Genomic DNA, 15303 nt, shown 5'->3' with positions numbered 1-15303 from the left:
ACCGGGGTGATGTCGTTGATGCTGTCGGTGCCGGCCTCGGTGGTGCCCATCTGCTTGGCCATGGCGTCGACGTCGATCTCCTTGCCCTGCACGGACAGGGCGTTGCGGGTCGCGGCGGGGCCGCAGTAGTAGAAGTTCGGCTGGGCCTGGTAGCGCACGTTGAGCTCCCGCTCACCGGCGGGCTTACGGTCGCCGCTCCGCTCGGTCTGCACCGAAACGGCGCTCTGCGGGGTGGGGGCGGCGTGGGCGGCCAGCGCCGGGGCGGCGATCCCGCCGGCGGTCGCGGCGACACCGGCAACAGAAAGAACGGTCTTACGGATCAGATCGGTACGCATCAGGGGTGCACCTTTCGATCAAGGGGGCACGCACGACACCGCCGGGGGACGGCACCACGCGTGAAAGGGAAAGTCAAAGAAGAGGGATCTGTCCGGCGGCCACACACAGGGGCGGCGCTGCTCGGACGTCCAGGGGATGTAACCAACCCGGAAGGCACCGCATTCCACGAGCCTCGACCCGGGGGCGGCTCAGCTGGTGCCGGGGATGTAACCAACCGGAGCGGGCCGGCATTCCGCCGGGCCCAGTACTCCCGTACTTCCGTCCGGACCGGGGTCCACGGCGGTCTGCCATCTACAACGACCCCGCCCCGCCGACCATTCCACCGTCCGGCCGGCGCCGACCTCACGACATCACGGGTCATACCGGACATCCGGGCGACGACCGCTGGACCCGGAATCGGACCCACGCGGGCCGGTGAGCCGGTTCGGCGTGTCGCGGCGCGGAGGATGATCCCCACCATCGTGATACCTCAGAGGTATCAAAATGCCTCAGAGGCATCAGCCTCACCGGAGAGATTGCCTCCGACGGCCGCCTGCCGGACGGCGGGCCTCAGACGACCGTCGGCCGACAGGAAGCCGACGAAGGGTCAGCTGGCGGGGCCGGCCTTGGTGCCGTCGTCCAGGGCGGCGAGGATCGCCTCGGCGGTCCGCTTCCCCACCCCGGGCACCTCGGTGATCTCCTCCACCGTCGCGGCGGAGAGCCGCTTGAGCGAGCCGAAGTGCCGCAGCAGCGCCTTGCGGCGTACCTCGCCGAGGCCGGGGACGTTGTCCAGCGCCGACTCGGTCATCCGCTTCGACCGGCGTTGCCGGTGGAAGGTGATGGCGAAACGGTGCGCTTCGTCGCGGACCCGCTGCAGCAGGTAGAGCCCCTCGGAGGTGCGCGGGAGGATGACCGGGAACTCGTCGTCGGGCAGCCAGACCTCCTCCAGCCGCTTCGCCAGCCCGCAGAGCGCCACGTCGTCGATGCCCAGCTCGGCCAGCGCCTGCGCGGCCGCCGCCACCTGCGGCGCACCGCCGTCGACCACCACCAGCTGCGGCGGGTACGCGAACCGGCGCGGCCGGCCGGTGGTCGGGTCGATGCCGGGACGGTCGGGGTCGGAGGCGGTCTCCTCGCCGATCTCGCCGCTCTCGGCCCGGGCGTCGAGGTAGCGGGCGAAGCGGCGGCGCAGCACCTCGGACATCGCGGAGAGGTCGTCGGTGGCGCCCCGGACGATGAAGCGGCGGTACTCGCTCTTGCGGGGCAGGCCGTCCTCGAAGACGACCATGCTGGCCACCACGTCGGTGCCCTGGATCTGGGAGACGTCGAAGCACTCGATGCGCAGCGGGGACGTCCGCATGCCGAGCGCGTCGGTGATCTCGTCGAGCGCCTTGCTGCGGGTGGTGAGGTCGCCGGCCCGGCGCAGCTTGTGCCGGGCGAGCGCGTCCTTGGCGTTGCGCTCGACCGTCTCCAGCAGCGCCCGCTTGTCACCGCGCTGCGGCACCCGCAGCGACACCCGGCTGCCCCGGTGGCTGGAGAGCCAGTCGGCCAGCGCCTCGGCGTCGGCGGGCAGCTCGGGGACCAGCATCTCGCGGGGGACGTCCGCCTCGCCCTGCTCGCCGCCGTAGACCTGGGTGCAGAAGTGGTGCACCAGATCGCCGGTGCTCAGCTCCTCGGTCTTCTCCACCACCCAGCCGCGCTGGCCGCGTACCCGGCCGTCCCGGACGTGGAAGACCTGCACGGCGGCTTCCAGCGGGTCGTCGGCGAAGGCCACCACGTCGGCGTCGGTGCCGTCGCCCAGCACCACGGTCTGCTTCTCCATGGCCCGGCGCAGCGCGGCGACGTCGTCGCGCAGCCGCGCGGCCCGCTCGAACTCCAGCTGCTCGCTGGCCTCGGTCATCTCGCGTTCCAGCCGGCGGACCATGGAGTCGGTGCGCCCGGCCATGAAGTCGCAGAAGCCGTCGACGATGTCGCGGTGCTCCTCTGCGGAGACGCTGCCCACGCAGGGCGCGGAGCACTTGCCGATGTAACCCAGCAGGCAGGGCCGGCCCACCTGGCGGGCCCGCTTGAACACCCCGGAGGAGCAGGTCCGCGCCGGGAAGACGCGCAGCAGCAGGTCGAGCGTCTCGCGGATCGCCCAGGCGTGCGAGTACGGCCCGAAGTAGCGCACCCCCTTGCGCTTGGCGCCGCGCATCACCTGCAGGCGCGGGTACTCCTCGTCGAGGGTGACCGCCAGGTACGGGTACGACTTGTCGTCGCGGTAGCGGACGTTGAACCGGGGGTCGTACTGCTTGATCCAGGTGTATTCCTGCTGGAGCGCCTCCACCTCGGTGGCGACGGTGATCCAGTCCACCGACTCGGCGGTGAAGACCATCTGCCGGGTGCGCTGGTGCAGGTTGACCGGGTCGGCGAAGTACGAGTTGAGCCGGCTGCGCAGGCTCCTCGCCTTGCCGACGTAGATCACCCGGCCGGTGCCGTCGCGGAACCGGTAGACCCCCGGTGACTCCGGGATGGTGCCGGGCGCGGGACGGTAGGTCGAGGGGTCAGCCACCCGTCAAGCCTAATCCGCACCCCCGACAGGCTCCCCCGACCCGCGGGCCCACCCCCGCCCCCTCGATCCAGGGCGGGGGTACGGGTCAGGGGGTCAGGCCAGGCTGATCTGGTCGCCCTGGACCTTGAGGGCCTTCGGGGCGAGGGGCTTGGTCGCCGGGCCCTGCTTGACCGAGCCGTCGGTGATGGAGAACTTGCTGTTGTGGCAGGTGCAGTTGATGGTGCCGCCGTCGACGTTCGACACCGGGCAGTTCTGGTGGGTGCAGATCGGGTCGAAGCCCTTGAACTGTCCCGCCTCCGGCTGGGTGATCACCACGCCCTGGGCCGCGAAGACCTGGCCCCCGCCGACCGGGATGTCGCTGGTCGTCGCCAGGGAGGACGAGCCCTCCCGGTCGCCGCCCTCCGCGTCGCCCGCGGTGGCGCCCGGTCCGCCGCTGGTCGGCGCGTTGGTCGCCCCGTCCCCGGAGTCGTCGCCCCCACAGGCGGTCAGCAGGACCGACGCCCCCACCGCACCGGCGCCCGCGAGCAGGGCCCGTCGCGTCTGCGTACCCGGTCCGGTCAACACCTGGTCGTCACTCATCTCCGGCCTCTCTCTCGACTGCCGCCGGTCGTCAGCCTCGCGGCCTACCGTGGCACACGCAACACTGTGCCCGACGGTTCACCCGGTCGACCAGCGACCGGCGCAGACCCGAACGGGCGGGCCGCCGTCGGCGACCCGCCCGCCCGTACCGTCGCTCAGCGCGCCCCGGCCGGCACCTTGCGGGTACGCGACTTCGTGGCGCTGCCGTTGGCCCTGGCCGCCCGGGTGGTGGCCGCCTTGGCGCCCTTGGCCTCGCCGTCGAGCCTGAGCACCTGGCGCAGGAACTGGCCGGTGTGGCTCTCGGCCACCTCGGCGACCTCCTCCGGGGTGCCGGTGGCGAGCACCGTGCCGCCCCGGTGGCCGCCCTCCGGCCCCATGTCGATCAGCCAGTCGGCCGTCTTGATCACGTCGAGGTTGTGCTCGATGGTGATCACGGTGTTGCCCTTGTCGACCAGGCCCTCCAGCACCATCAGCAGCTTGCGGATGTCCTCGAAGTGCAGGCCGGTGGTCGGCTCGTCGAGCACGTAGACCGTCCGCCCGGTGGAGCGCTTCTGCAGCTCGGAGGCGAGCTTGACCCGCTGCGCCTCGCCGCCGGAGAGCGTCGGCGCGGGCTGGCCGAGCCGGACGTAGCCCAGGCCGACGTCGACCAGGGTCTTCAGGTGCCGGTGGATGGCCGGGATGGCGGAGAAGAACTCGGCCGCCTCCTCGATCGGCATCTCCAGCACGTCGGAGACGGTCTTGCCCTTGTAGTGCACCTCCAGGGTCTCCCGGTTGTACCGGGCGCCCTTGCAGACCTCGCAGGGGACGTAGACGTCCGGCAGGAAGTTCATCTCGATCTTGATGGTGCCGTCGCCGGAGCACGCCTCGCAGCGGCCGCCTTTGACGTTGAACGAGAACCGGCCCGGGCCGTACCCCCGGACCTTGGCCTCGGTGGTCTCGGCGAAGAGCTTGCGGACGTGGTCCCAGACGCCGGTGTAGGTGGCCGGGTTGGAGCGCGGCGTCCGGCCGATCGGCGACTGGTCGACGCCGACGACCTTGTCCACGTGCTCCAGGCCGCTGACCCGGGTGTGCCGGCCCGGCACCAGCCGGGCGCCGTTGATCTGATTGGCCAGCACCGCGTAGAGGATGTCGTTGACCAGGGTCGACTTGCCCGAGCCGCTGACCCCGGTGACCGCGATCAGCTGGCCGAGCGGGAAGGAGACGGTGAGGTTGCGCAGGTTGTGCTCCCGCGCGCCGTGCACCACCAGCTCCCGCTCCGGGGTCTGCGGGCGGCGCTGCCGCGGCGTCGGGATCGACTTGCGCCCCGACAGGTACGCCCCGGTGACCGACTGCGGGTTCTCCAGCAGCGCCGGCACCGAGCCGCTGTGCACGATCTCGCCGCCGTGCTCGCCGGCGCCCGGGCCGATGTCGACGATCCAGTCGGCGACCCGGATGGTGTCCTCGTCGTGTTCCACCACGATCAGCGTGTTACCCAGGCCGCGCAGCCGCAGCAGGGTCTCGATCAGCCGGTGGTTGTCCCGCTGGTGCAGGCCGATGGAGGGCTCGTCGAGCACGTAGAGCACGCCGACCAGACCGGAGCCGATCTGGGTGGCGAGCCGGATGCGCTGCGCCTCGCCGCCGGAGAGGGTGCCGGCGGCGCGGTCCAGGGAGAGGTAGTCCAGACCGACGTCGAGCAGGAACTTCAGCCGGGCGTTGATCTCCTTGAGCACCCGCTCGGCGATCATCTTCTGCCGGTCGGTCAGCTCGATGCCGGCGAGCAGCTCGGCCGCCTCGCCCACCGAGAGGTTGCAGACCTCGGCGATGCTCTTGCCGGCCAGGGTGACCGCCAGCACCTCGGGCTTGAGCCGGGCGCCGCCGCACGCCGCGCAGGGCACGTCGCGCATGTAGCCCTCGTACTTCTCCCGCGACCACTCCGACTCGGTGTCGGTGTGCCGGCGCTCGATCCACTGCACCACGCCCTCGAAGCCGGTGTAGTAGGAGCGCTCGCGGCCGTACTTGTTGCGGTAGCGCACGTGCACCTGGTCGTCGGAGCCGTGCAGGATCGTCTTCTGCGCCCGCGACGGCAGCGCCCGCCAGGGCGTGTCGATGTCGAAGTGCTGGCTCTCACCGAGCGCCTCCAGCAGGCGCAGGAAGTATTCGAGGTTGTGCCCGGTGGCCCAGGGCTGGATCGCGCCGTCGCGCAGGGTGCGCTCCGGGTCGGGGACGACCAGCTCGGGGTCGACCTCCTTCTTGGTGCCCAGGCCGGTGCACTCCGGGCAGGCGCCGTACGGCGCGTTGAAGGAGAAGACCCGGGGCTCCAGGTCCTCGATCGCCAGCGGGTGGTCGTTGGGGCAGGCCAGGTGCTCGGAGTAGCGGCGCTCCCGGTCCGGGTCGTCCTCGGCGAGGTCGACGAAGTCCAGCAGCACCAGCCCGCCGGAGAGGCCGAGGGCGGCCTCGACCGAGTCGGTGAGCCGCTGCTTGGCGCTCGGCTTGACGCTGAGCCGGTCGATCACCACCTCGATGGTGTGCTTCTCCTGCTTCTTGAGCTTGGGCGGCTCGGTCAGCGGGTGCACCACGCCGTCGACCCGGGCCCGGGCGTAGCCCTTGGCCTGGAGCTCGGCGAAGAGGTCGACGTACTCGCCCTTGCGGCCGCGCACCACCGGGGCGAGCACCATGAACCGGGTGCCCTCGGCCATGCCGAGGACCCGGTCGACGATCTGCTGGGGGGTCTGCCGGGAGATCCGCTCGCCGCAGACCGGGCAGTGCGGCTCGCCGATGCGGGCGAAGAGCAGCCGGAGGTAGTCGTAGACCTCGGTGATGGTGCCGACGGTGGAGCGCGGGTTGCGCGAGGTGGACTTCTGGTCGATGGAGACCGCCGGGCTCAGGCCCTCGATGAAGTCGACGTCGGGCTTGTCCATCTGGCCCAGGAACTGCCGCGCGTACGACGACAGCGACTCGACGTACCGGCGCTGGCCCTCGGCGAAGATGGTGTCGAAGGCCAGGCTCGACTTGCCTGAGCCGGAGAGCCCGGTGAAGACGATCAGGGCGTCCCGGGGCAGGTCGAGACTGACGTCACGCAGGTTGTGCTCGCGCGCGCCACGGATGATCAGTCGGTCGGCCACTGTCCGTGTACTCCCGGGTGAAGAAAGTGAAGCGGATCTGTCCGCTCGGAGCGTGTTCTGAACGGTTTGCGGGCGCAGAAATGACGCCTCGGCAACTCTAGCCCCGAGGTACGACAACTTCCCGCGCCCGCACATTCCCCCAGCTCACACCGGTCAGGCCGAGGGCGCGGCCCGGCGCCGCGCCCTCGGGACGGGTTCAGAATCCGCCGGGCGACGCCGGGGGTGCCGGACGCGCCGTCCGTCGGCGGCCGCCCCGCCAGCCGCCCCGGCGCTCGGCGGCCAGCCGGGTCTCCCGGCGGCGGCTCTCGTACGCCACCTCCCGCTGCAACCGCCGCCAGCTCTCCCAGCGCCGCACGGGCAGCTCCCCGGTCTCCAGCGCCTCCCGCACCGCACAGCCCGGCTCGGCCTCGTGCGCGCAGTCGGCGTACCGGCAGCCGGTGGCGAGCTCGGCGATGTCGACGAAGGCCCGGTCCAGCCCGGCGGAGCCGTCCAGCAGGCCCACCGCCCGTACGCCCGGGGTGTCCAGCACCGCGCCGCCGCCCGGAATCGGCACCAGCGCCCGCCAGGTGGTGGTGTGCCGGCCCTTGCCGTCCACCCGGCGGATCGCCTGGGTCGGCATGACCGCGGCCCCCGCCAGGGCGTTGACCAGGCTCGACTTGCCGGCCCCGGACGGCCCGAGCAGGCCGAGGGTCAGCCCCGGGGCGACCAGCGGGCGCAGCGGCTCCAGCCCGGTGCCCTGCTCGGCGCTCACCGGCAGCACGGGCACCCCCGGGGCCACGGCGGCGAGCTGCCGGGCGACGGCCGCCGGGTCGGCGGCCAGGTCGACCTTGGTGAGCACGACCACGGGCCGCGCCCCGGACTCGTGGGCCAACGAGAGCAGCCGCTCGATCCGGGCGACGTCCGGCTCGGGGTGCACCGGCTCGACGACGGCGGCGGCGTCCAGGTTGGCGGCGAGCACCTGCCCGCTGGCGTCCTTGCCGGCGGTCCGCCGCACCAGGGCGGTGCGGCGCGGCAGCACGGTCTCGACGGTGACCGGCCCGTCCGGCCAGGTGGCCAGCAGCACCCAGTCACCGGCGCAGGGCAGGGCGGTCAGGTCCCGGGCCGCGGCGGCGAGCACCGCCGGGCCGAGACTGGCGCGGACGGGTCCCTCCGCGCAGAGCACGGTGCAGACCCCGCGGTCGACCCGGGCCACCCGCCCCGGGCGGCGGTCGGGGCGCCGCCGTGCGTACGCCGCCCGGCCGGCATCGAAGCCGAGGGCGGTGAGATCGATCGTCATGGCATCCTCATCAGAGTCGGAGCTGGTTGTGGCGGTGCACGCGTGCTGCTCCCGGCATGGTCACCACCTCGCCTCCGACGTCCCGGTGCCGCGTTCGAGGCCGACGGTAGGGGGCCCGGCGACGCGCCGAAAGCGATTTCCCCGGCGACGGGCCGCCTCCCTACCGCTAGGGTCGATGCGTGACCTCGGATCCGCTTTTGCTGACCGGCGAGGTGGACGACGCCACGGCCCGTCTCCTGCGCGCCGCGGCCGCTCTCGACGACGCGGACGTCGCGGCGCCCTCCCTGCTGCCGGGCTGGAGCCGCGGGCACGTCCTGGCGCACCTGGCCCGCAACGCCGACGGCTTCGTCAACCTGCTCACCGCCGCCCGCACCGGCGAGCCCATCCCGATGTACGCCAGCCTGGACGCCCGCACCGCCGACATCGAGGCCGGCGCGCCCCGGCCACCGGCGGCCCACCTGGACGACCTGCGCCGCTCCGCCGAGCGGTTCGCCGAGGCGGTCGCGGTCATGCCGGTCGAGGCCTGGTCGGCCACGGTGCAGACCCGGACCGGCCCGTGGAAGGCCGCCATGCTGGTCTGGGGCCGGCTGCGCGAGCTCGAGGTGCACCACGTGGACCTCGACGTGGGCTACCGGGCGGCCGACTGGCCGCTGGCCTTCGCCCACCACCTGCTGCACGAGGTGGGCGGCAACCTGGCCGACCGCACCGACGTCCCGGCGATGGTGCTGCGCTTCGACGGCAGCCGGCACGAGGTGGTCCTCGGCGACCCCGAGGGCGCGCCGCTGATCACCGGCCCGGCCGCCGAGCTGGCCGCCTGGCTGATCGGGCGCAGCCGCGGCGACGTGCTGACCGTCACTCCCGACGGACCCCTGCCGACACCACCGGAATGGATATAGACACGTCATGAGCTACACCGGAGACGTCACCGCCGGCGGCCCGCCCGCCGTCCGGGAGCTGGACCGGCTCACCGTCACGAAGCTGTCGGTGGGTCCGATGGACAACAACGCCTACCTGCTGCGCTGCACCCGTACCGGCGAGCAGGTGCTGATCGACGCGGCGAACGAGGCCCCGCGCCTGCTCGACCTGGTCGGCGACGCCGGGCTGACCGCGGTGGTCACCACCCACCGGCACATGGACCACTGGGTGGCGCTGGAGGAGGTCGCCGCGAAGACCGGCGCGCGGGCGCTGGTGCACGCCGACGACGCCGAAGGCCTGCCGATCGAGGCGGAGCGGCTGACCGACGGCGACACCGTGGCGGTCGGTGACTGCGCCCTGGAGGTGATCCACGTCAAGGGGCACACCCCGGGTTCCATCGCGCTGCTCTACCGGGACCCGGCGGGCCCCCCGCACCTGTTCACCGGGGACAGCCTCTTCCCCGGCGGGGTCGGCAACACCGACCGGGACCCGGAGCGCTTCGGCCAGCTCATCGACGACGTGGAGCGGAAGCTCTTCGACCGGCTGCCGGACGAGACCTGGTTCTACCCGGGGCACGGCAAGGACAGCACCCTCGGCGCGGAGCGCCCGTCGCTGCCGCAGTGGCGCGCCCGCGGCTGGTGACCCGCACGGCGCCGGTCAGCCCGGCTGACCGGCGCCGGCCAGGGCCCGCAGCCGGCGCCGGGTGCCCAGCAGCACCACCCCGGCCAGCGCCAGGCCGACCGCCATGGTGACGAGCAGCGGGCTGCCCTCCCCCGGCAGCAGCCCGGCCAGCGACCGGGACGCGGTGCCCAGCGCCAGGTAGAGACCGGCCCAGAGCGCGGCGCCCGCCGTCGCGCAGGCCAGGAACCGCCGGTACGACATCCGCAGCCCGCCCGCCGCCAGCGGCAGCAGCGCGTTGAACACCGGCAGGAAGGGCGCGACCAGCACCATCCGTCCGCCGCCGGAGCGCAGGATCCCCTCGGCCGCGGCCCAGCGCGTTTCACCGATCCAGCCGCCCACCCGGCTGTGCCGCAGCCGCTCGCCGTACACCCGGCCGGCGAGGAAGCTCAGCGACCAGCCGGCGACGCAGCCGGCCACCACCGCAGCGACGGTGGCCGCGCCGGTCGCGGGCCGGCCCACGCCCACCGCCGCGAGGATCGCGATGTCGCCGGGGACCAGCACCCCGAGCAGCGGTACGGCGTCGGCGAGCATGACCAGGCCCAGCGCCCCCATCAGCAGGGTGGTGGGCAACTCCCCGACCTGGGCCAACGATTCCAACATGGCTCCGACGCTATGGGCTGCGGCGCTGCGGCACATCGGGTCCGGTCCCCCACCCCGCCCTGAACCCCCTCTCGGGGTCACCCCTGAGCCGGCCGCCGGTTCAGCGCGGCCGGAGCACCTGCACCCGGCGGACCGGCGAGTCGACGAAGGGCTCGGTGGTGGGTACCGGATAGGCGGCCACGACGTCCAGCCCCTCGGCCGGCAGGTGTCCCCGGTCGGGGTCGCCGACCAGCACCACCGCTCCGGCCGCGGCGGCCCGGCGCAGGAACGGCAGCACCCGCCCGGCCAGCTCCGCGTCGTAGAGCACGTCGCCGGCGAGCAGCAGGTCCACCCCGGTGCCGTCGCCGTCGAGCAGGTCGCCCTCGACCGCGGTGACCGACACCCCGTTGGCCCGGGCGTTGACCGTCACCGCGGCCACCGCCCACGGGTCGACGTCGTTGGCGACGACCTCGGCGGCACCGGTCAGCGCGGCGGCGATGGCGACCAGCCCGGATCCGGCGGCCAGGTCGAGCACCCGGCGTCCGGCGGCGAGTTCGGGGTGGTCGAGCAGGTGCCGGGCGAGCGCCTGCCCGCCGGCCCAGGCCGACGCCCAGAACGGCGGTGGCAGGGTACGGCCGGCCGCCGCCTCCATCCGGGCCCACCAGACGATGGCGTCCTCGGCGAGGTGCAGCCACACCTCCGGCACGAACGGCGTGGGCACCAGCCGCAGCCGGTCGAGCCCGTCGCCGGGAGCGCCGATCTCGCGCTCCAGCACGGTCAACGCCCTGGTACTGGGTCCGCCCACCGGTCGAGCATGCCGGAGTCGGCGGCGTACCGCGCTGCTTTCGCCTCCGACTCGCGAATTTCCGTTCGCCGCCTTGCGGCACTTCAGCCAGCGAACGGGCGGTTCGCCGGTTACTGTCGGGGAAGCACAGGGCGATCATCCGCCGACGCGCGGATGCTCACCCGTCTTGGACAGGGAGAGATGCATGGCAACCGGCACGGTCAAGTGGTTCAACTCGGAAAAGGGCTTCGGCTTCATCGAGCAGGACGGCGGAGGCCCGGACGTCTTCGTCCACTACTCGGCGATCGCGACCAGCGGTTACCGGGAGTTGAACGAGGGCCAGAAGGTCGAGTTCGAGGTGACCCAGGGGCAGAAGGGTCCGCAGGCGGACAACGTCCGTCCGCTGTAGTTCCGTGCCGGTGGCGGCGGTCGGGGTCGGCCGCCGCCACTGCGCGTGCCCGGACCGGTCCGCCCGCAACCGGCCGGTGCCGGGACTGGTCAGGCGACCATACGTCGGGCGATCTCGTCGGCGACCTGTTTGGCCATGGTCGGCGGGATCGCCGCGGCGATCTTCTCCGGGGTGAGCCCGGCGAGGACACCCTGGACGATCGCCGGCTCGTCGGTGAAGTCTTTGTTGGCGAGCGCGGTCAGCGCCGTCTGCAGGGCGGTGACCTGCGCGCCGAGCGACTTCAGGGTGGGGTGGTTGACGACGAAGGCGGGGTCCGTGTGGTCCTCGCCCATCGCCATCCGGGTGTAGATCTGACCGACCGGGTTGCGTCCGTCCAGGACGGTCAGGTTGCGGTGCACGGTCTCGAGCCAGTTGTGCTCTTCGGGGGTCATGTCGTCGTCCTCCAGGAGTCCGATGGTGGTGAGATAGCGCCGGAACAGCGGGGTCTGGTCCCGGTTCGCCTTCGTCGAGTCGCGGAAGTAGCTGAAGTGGGTGTGGTAGAGGTGCGAGCTGTCACCGCTGGTGCGCCTGCCCAGCCGGTCCCACCGTCGGACGGTCCGCCCGTCCGATGAATAGATGATCTCGCGTATGTCGCGGCTGTCCGCCGTGTTCGCCACGCACTGCGCGACGCACCAGGTGGAGAACGTACGGAGGTTGTGCGTACGGCCGCCGGAGCGCACCTCGAAGATGCCCACGTCGAGCGCGGACGCGTACAGGGTCAGTCCGGCGGAGTCCCGGCTGGACTCCACCACCGAGTAGTCGTTGGTCACCACCCGGTCGGAGCCACAGTGGTAGCCGCCGCGGTGCGCCGAGTCACCGACGATGCCCACCTCACCGGGTTCGAGGTCGTCGTCGCGAACGGTGTTGCGGTCGATGTTGAGGTTGTCGAGCAGCAGGCGGCGGGCGGCCAGCAGATTGGCCGGAGCCGTTGTCATGGGATCCCCCTTCCGTAGGGTCAGGGGTCGGGCACGACGGTGACACCGCGTGGCGGTGTACGGGTGCGGGAGCGAGCCCGACCTTGAGATGCACGACGTCGGGCGTTGGCTGAACGATAGCCGGGCGATTGGACAAACGCCCAGCTCAAATGGGTTCTCTTCAGATGGATCGAAGCTGTGAACCGGCTGGGACCACCCGCCCGAGGTGCCCGCGCACACCTCCCGCCCACATCGGACGGGCCCGATGTCCACAACGGAGAGTCACCGCGGCGCCGGGCGTGGCCCAAGGACCGGAGCCATTGCCGGGCGCCTCGACCGGCGGCGCGTCAGCTCGTCGGGCGGCGGGTCGACTCGGCCCGGACGGCGTCCCGGTGCGCCCGCATCGAAGCGACCATCGTCGCCATGAAGCGGTGCACCACCTCCAGCTCCTCGTCGGTGAAGCGCGCCATCACCTCGTCGGTACGCCGGCCGAGCGGGCCGAAGAAGCTCATCGCCAGCGCGGCGCCCTGGTCGGCGTAGCGCAGGAAGACCTTGCGCCGGTCGGCGGTGTCCCGGTCGCGGCGGATGTGCCCCGCCCGTTCCAGCCGGTCGATCAGCGCGGTCACCGACCCGGAGGAGAGGTTGAGCTGCTCACCGAGCCGCCCGGGGGTGATCGGGTCGCCGGTCAGCTCGGCGTCCATGACGGCGATCAGGGCGTGCAGGTCGGTGGGGTTGAGCCCGTGCAGGCCGGCGAAGGCGTGCCCGATGTGCTGCGCGTCCACCGAGTATCGCCGCAGGTCGTTGGTGATGTCCGCGACCATCTGACTGCGTCGGTCGTCCCGCCGTCGATACATGCCGTGCGCTGCCACGTCTGGTCGTTTCCCCCTGTCGGACCCGCTCCTGAGCAGCATAGAGCAGGCCTCGACAATCTCGCTCGTCAAGATACTCGACAACTTGCAATAGTGCTCTTGCTGGGCAAGACTCTTGACAGCCGAGATTTCGAGTCGAAGGACCGTGAGGGATCCGATGTCTGTGTTCACCCGTGTCGCCCGCAGCCGGCTGGCCGCCTGGCTCACCGTGGTCGCCGCGATCGTCGTCGGCGCGGCGGTCTTCGGGCTGCCCAAGCCCGACAATCCCGACCCGGTCTCCGCCACCGGCCTGTCGGTCGAGTGGCAGTCGACCCAGGTCGAGCGCCTGCAGGACCAACTGCCCTCCAGCGACACCCAGCCGGCGATCGTGGTGCTCAGCCGCACCGACGGCGGCGCGCTCACCGAAGCCGACCGGGCGGCCCTCGCGGCCCGCTCGGGCGAGCTGAACCAACTGGCCGTGGGCGGCCGGATCAGCCCACCGCAGGTCTCCCCGGACGGCACGGTCGCACTGGTCGCCGTACCGCTGTCCACCGCGGGCGGCCAGGACCAGGTGGCGCAGACCATCGACCGGCTCCGCACAGCCCTGGACGACCTGCCCGACTCCCTCGCCGTGCAGGTGACCGGCGGGCCCGCCTTCACCGCCGACCTCACCAAGGTCTTCGAGGGCGCCGACACCACGCTGCTCCTGGTCACCGCCGCCGTCGTCGCGCTGCTGCTGCTGATCACCTACCGCAGCCCGTTCCTGTGGATCGTGCCGCTGGTCGTCGTCGCGGCGACCGAGCAGCTCACCCTGCGCGCCGTCGACACGATCGTCCCGGCGGTCGGCATCAACCTCGCCGGCGGCGCCGTCACCGGCATCGCCAGCGTCCTGGTCTTCGGCGCCGCCACCGACTACGCCCTGCTGATCATCGCGCGCTACCGGGAGGAGCTGCGCCGCGAGGAGGACCGCTTCGTCGCCATGCGGGCCGCCCTGCGCCGCACCGCCGAGCCGATCCTGGCCAGCGGCTTCACCGTCGTGCTGGGCGTGCTCACCCTGCTGCTGTCCGAGCAGGAGCTCAACCGGGCGCTCGCCGTGGCCTGCGCCACCGGTGTCATCCTGGCCATGTTCTCCGCGCTCTTCGTCCTGCCCGCCGCGCTGGTGATCTTCGGCCGGGGGCTGTTCTGGCCGTTCGTCCCCCGCGCCGGCAGCGCCGCGGCCGAGGGCCGGCTGTGGGGCCGCCTCGGCGCCGCCGTCGTCCGCCGCCCGGCACCGGTGGCGATCCTCGCCACGCTGCTCCTCGCCGGCCTGGCGCTCGGCGGGCTCGGCATCCGCACCGGCCTGTCCGAGACCGAGCAGTTCCGGGTCAAGCCCGAGGCCGTCGCCGGCGCGGAGACGCTGGCGAAGGCGTTCCCGGCCGGCACCACCCAGCCGGTCGCCGTGCTCACCACCCCCGCGGCGGCACAGGCCGTCACCGACGCCGCGACGGCCGTCCCCGGCGTCGCCTCCGTACGCCCCGGCGAGGCGGGCGCCGGCATCGCCCAGGTGGACGTCGTGCTGGAGGCCGAACCGGGCACCGCCGCCTCGGACCGGGCGATCGAGGCGCTGCGGGACGCGGTCGCCGCGGTCCCCGGCTCCGCCCCGCCGTTGGTCGACGGCGCGGCGGAGTTCTCCGGAGCGATCGTCGGCGGCACGGTGGCCGCCACCTACGACTCGGCCGAGGCCAACGCGAAGGACCTGCGGCTGATCCTGCCGATCATCCTGCTCCTCGTCGGCGCCGTGCTGGTGCTGCTGCTGCGGGGCCTGGTCGCGCCGGTGCTGCTGGTGCTCACCGTCATCGCGTCCTTCTTCGCCAGCCTCGGCGCGGCGTGGCTGCTCTTCGACCACGTCCTCGGGTTCCCGGCGCTGGACAGCGGGGTCCTTCTGATCGCCTTCGTGTTCCTGGTGGCGCTCGGCGTGGACTACAACATCTTCCTGGTCACCCGGGCCCGGGAGGACGCCCGGAGCACGGGCACCCGGGACGGCATGCTCTCCGCGCTGCGGGTCACCGGCGGGGTGATCACCAGCGCCGGCATCCTGCTCGCGGCGGTCTTCGCCGTCCTCGGCGTGCTGCCGCTGATCACGCTGACCCAGGTCGGGATCATCGTCTGCATCGGTGTGCTGCTCGACACCCTGCTGGTGCGCACGGTCCTCGTCCCGGCGCTCGCCTTCCTGCTCGGCGACCGGTTCTGGGCGCCGGGCCGCATCCACCGCGACCCTGTACCGGACGCCCCGGCACGACCGGAGCCGGTTGCCGCGCGGGACTGACCGTCCGGGG

At 72.6% G+C, this 15303-nt stretch carries 13 protein-coding genes; 4 read left to right on the top strand and 9 right to left on the bottom strand.

The window, feature by feature from the left end:
* The 5 genes from ACSNN7_RS20190 to rsgA all read right to left on the bottom strand — a co-directional run.
* Positions 1-335, bottom strand: a 335-nt coding sequence (locus ACSNN7_RS20190) for a C39 family peptidase (RefSeq protein ID WP_436682439.1), incomplete at its 3' end; no start/stop codon positions are given.
* A gap of 587 nt (positions 336-922) precedes the next feature.
* On the bottom strand, positions 923-2863 hold the full coding sequence (gene uvrC, locus ACSNN7_RS20185; protein WP_436682438.1) for an excinuclease ABC subunit UvrC: 1941 nt from the start codon (positions 2861-2863) through the stop codon (positions 923-925).
* Between the two features lie 93 nt (positions 2864-2956).
* The gene (locus tag ACSNN7_RS20180; RefSeq protein WP_436682436.1) at positions 2957-3442 is read right to left on the bottom strand and encodes a Rieske 2Fe-2S domain-containing protein; all 486 of its coding nucleotides are present in this window, start codon (positions 3440-3442) and stop codon (positions 2957-2959) included.
* A gap of 155 nt (positions 3443-3597) precedes the next feature.
* Positions 3598-6543, bottom strand: coding sequence for an excinuclease ABC subunit UvrA (gene uvrA / locus ACSNN7_RS20175; RefSeq protein WP_436682435.1), 2946 nt, complete (start codon positions 6541-6543; stop codon positions 3598-3600).
* 196 nt (positions 6544-6739) lie between these two features.
* A complete protein-coding gene (gene rsgA, locus ACSNN7_RS20170; RefSeq protein WP_436682434.1) occupies positions 6740-7819 on the bottom strand; it encodes a ribosome small subunit-dependent GTPase A in 1080 nt (359 codons plus the stop codon).
* A gap of 179 nt (positions 7820-7998) precedes the next feature.
* Between rsgA and ACSNN7_RS20165 the strand changes: the two genes are divergently transcribed.
* Entirely contained in the window at positions 7999-8715 is a 717-nt protein-coding gene (locus ACSNN7_RS20165) for a maleylpyruvate isomerase family mycothiol-dependent enzyme (protein ID WP_436682433.1), read from the top strand.
* Between the two features lie 7 nt (positions 8716-8722).
* Complete coding sequence (locus ACSNN7_RS20160) at positions 8723-9376, top strand: MBL fold metallo-hydrolase (protein WP_436682431.1); 654 nt, start codon at positions 8723-8725, stop codon at positions 9374-9376.
* 15 nt (positions 9377-9391) lie between these two features.
* On the opposite strand, the gene ACSNN7_RS20155 is transcribed toward ACSNN7_RS20160, so the two are convergent.
* Together ACSNN7_RS20155 and ACSNN7_RS20150 are read right to left on the bottom strand one after the other, a co-directional pair.
* Positions 9392-10015 carry a DedA family protein gene (locus ACSNN7_RS20155; protein WP_436682429.1) on the bottom strand — a complete coding sequence of 208 codons (624 nt, stop codon included), beginning with the start codon at positions 10013-10015 and terminating at the stop codon, positions 9392-9394.
* A 100-nt stretch (positions 10016-10115) separates the two neighbouring features.
* Positions 10116-10799 carry a class I SAM-dependent methyltransferase gene (locus ACSNN7_RS20150; protein WP_436682427.1) on the bottom strand — a complete coding sequence of 228 codons (684 nt, stop codon included), beginning with the start codon at positions 10797-10799 and terminating at the stop codon, positions 10116-10118.
* Positions 10800-10983: 184 nt separating this feature from the next.
* On the opposite strand from ACSNN7_RS20150, the gene ACSNN7_RS20145 reads away from it, so the two are divergent.
* Positions 10984-11187 (top strand): cold-shock protein, encoded by a 204-nt coding sequence (locus ACSNN7_RS20145; RefSeq protein ID WP_088983014.1) that lies wholly within the window; start codon positions 10984-10986, stop codon positions 11185-11187.
* A gap of 89 nt (positions 11188-11276) precedes the next feature.
* Here ACSNN7_RS20145 and ACSNN7_RS20140 read toward each other — a convergent pair whose 3' ends face one another.
* Together ACSNN7_RS20140 and ACSNN7_RS20135 are read right to left on the bottom strand one after the other, a co-directional pair.
* Positions 11277-12161 carry a hypothetical protein gene (locus tag ACSNN7_RS20140; RefSeq protein ID WP_436682425.1) on the bottom strand — a complete coding sequence of 295 codons (885 nt, stop codon included), beginning with the start codon at positions 12159-12161 and terminating at the stop codon, positions 11277-11279.
* Between the two features lie 326 nt (positions 12162-12487).
* Positions 12488-12994, bottom strand: coding sequence for a MarR family winged helix-turn-helix transcriptional regulator (locus ACSNN7_RS20135; protein WP_436682441.1), 507 nt, complete (start codon positions 12992-12994; stop codon positions 12488-12490).
* A 172-nt stretch (positions 12995-13166) separates the two neighbouring features.
* Between ACSNN7_RS20135 and ACSNN7_RS20130 the strand changes: the two genes are divergently transcribed.
* Positions 13167-15293, top strand: a complete 2127-nt coding sequence (locus ACSNN7_RS20130) for an MMPL family transporter (RefSeq protein WP_436682423.1) — start codon at positions 13167-13169, stop codon at positions 15291-15293.
* The last annotated feature ends 10 nt before the right edge of the window (positions 15294-15303 follow it).

It is taken from the genome of Micromonospora sp. URMC 105 (genome assembly GCF_051386295.1).
Classification (GTDB): domain Bacteria; phylum Actinomycetota; class Actinomycetes; order Mycobacteriales; family Micromonosporaceae; genus Micromonospora.
Note: the sequence above shows the minus strand (reverse complement) of the source record. Positions and strands in the feature narration are given on the sequence as shown.

Coding starts and splice junctions, on each gene's coding strand:
- ACSNN7_RS20140 (WP_436682425.1), bottom strand. CDS start 12,161: ATGACAACGGCTCCGGCCAATCTGCTGGCCGCCCGCCGCCTGCTGCTC.
- rsgA (WP_436682434.1), bottom strand. CDS start 7,819: ATGACGATCGATCTCACCGCCCTCGGCTTCGATGCCGGCCGGGCGGCG.
- ACSNN7_RS20135 (WP_436682441.1), bottom strand. CDS start 12,994: ATGTATCGACGGCGGGACGACCGACGCAGTCAGATGGTCGCGGACATC.
- ACSNN7_RS20160 (WP_436682431.1), top strand. CDS start 8,723: ATGAGCTACACCGGAGACGTCACCGCCGGCGGCCCGCCCGCCGTCCGG.
- ACSNN7_RS20145 (WP_088983014.1), top strand. CDS start 10,984: ATGGCAACCGGCACGGTCAAGTGGTTCAACTCGGAAAAGGGCTTCGGC.
- ACSNN7_RS20155 (WP_436682429.1), bottom strand. CDS start 10,015: ATGTTGGAATCGTTGGCCCAGGTCGGGGAGTTGCCCACCACCCTGCTG.
- ACSNN7_RS20180 (WP_436682436.1), bottom strand. CDS start 3,442: ATGAGTGACGACCAGGTGTTGACCGGACCGGGTACGCAGACGCGACGG.
- ACSNN7_RS20130 (WP_436682423.1), top strand. CDS start 13,167: ATGTCTGTGTTCACCCGTGTCGCCCGCAGCCGGCTGGCCGCCTGGCTC.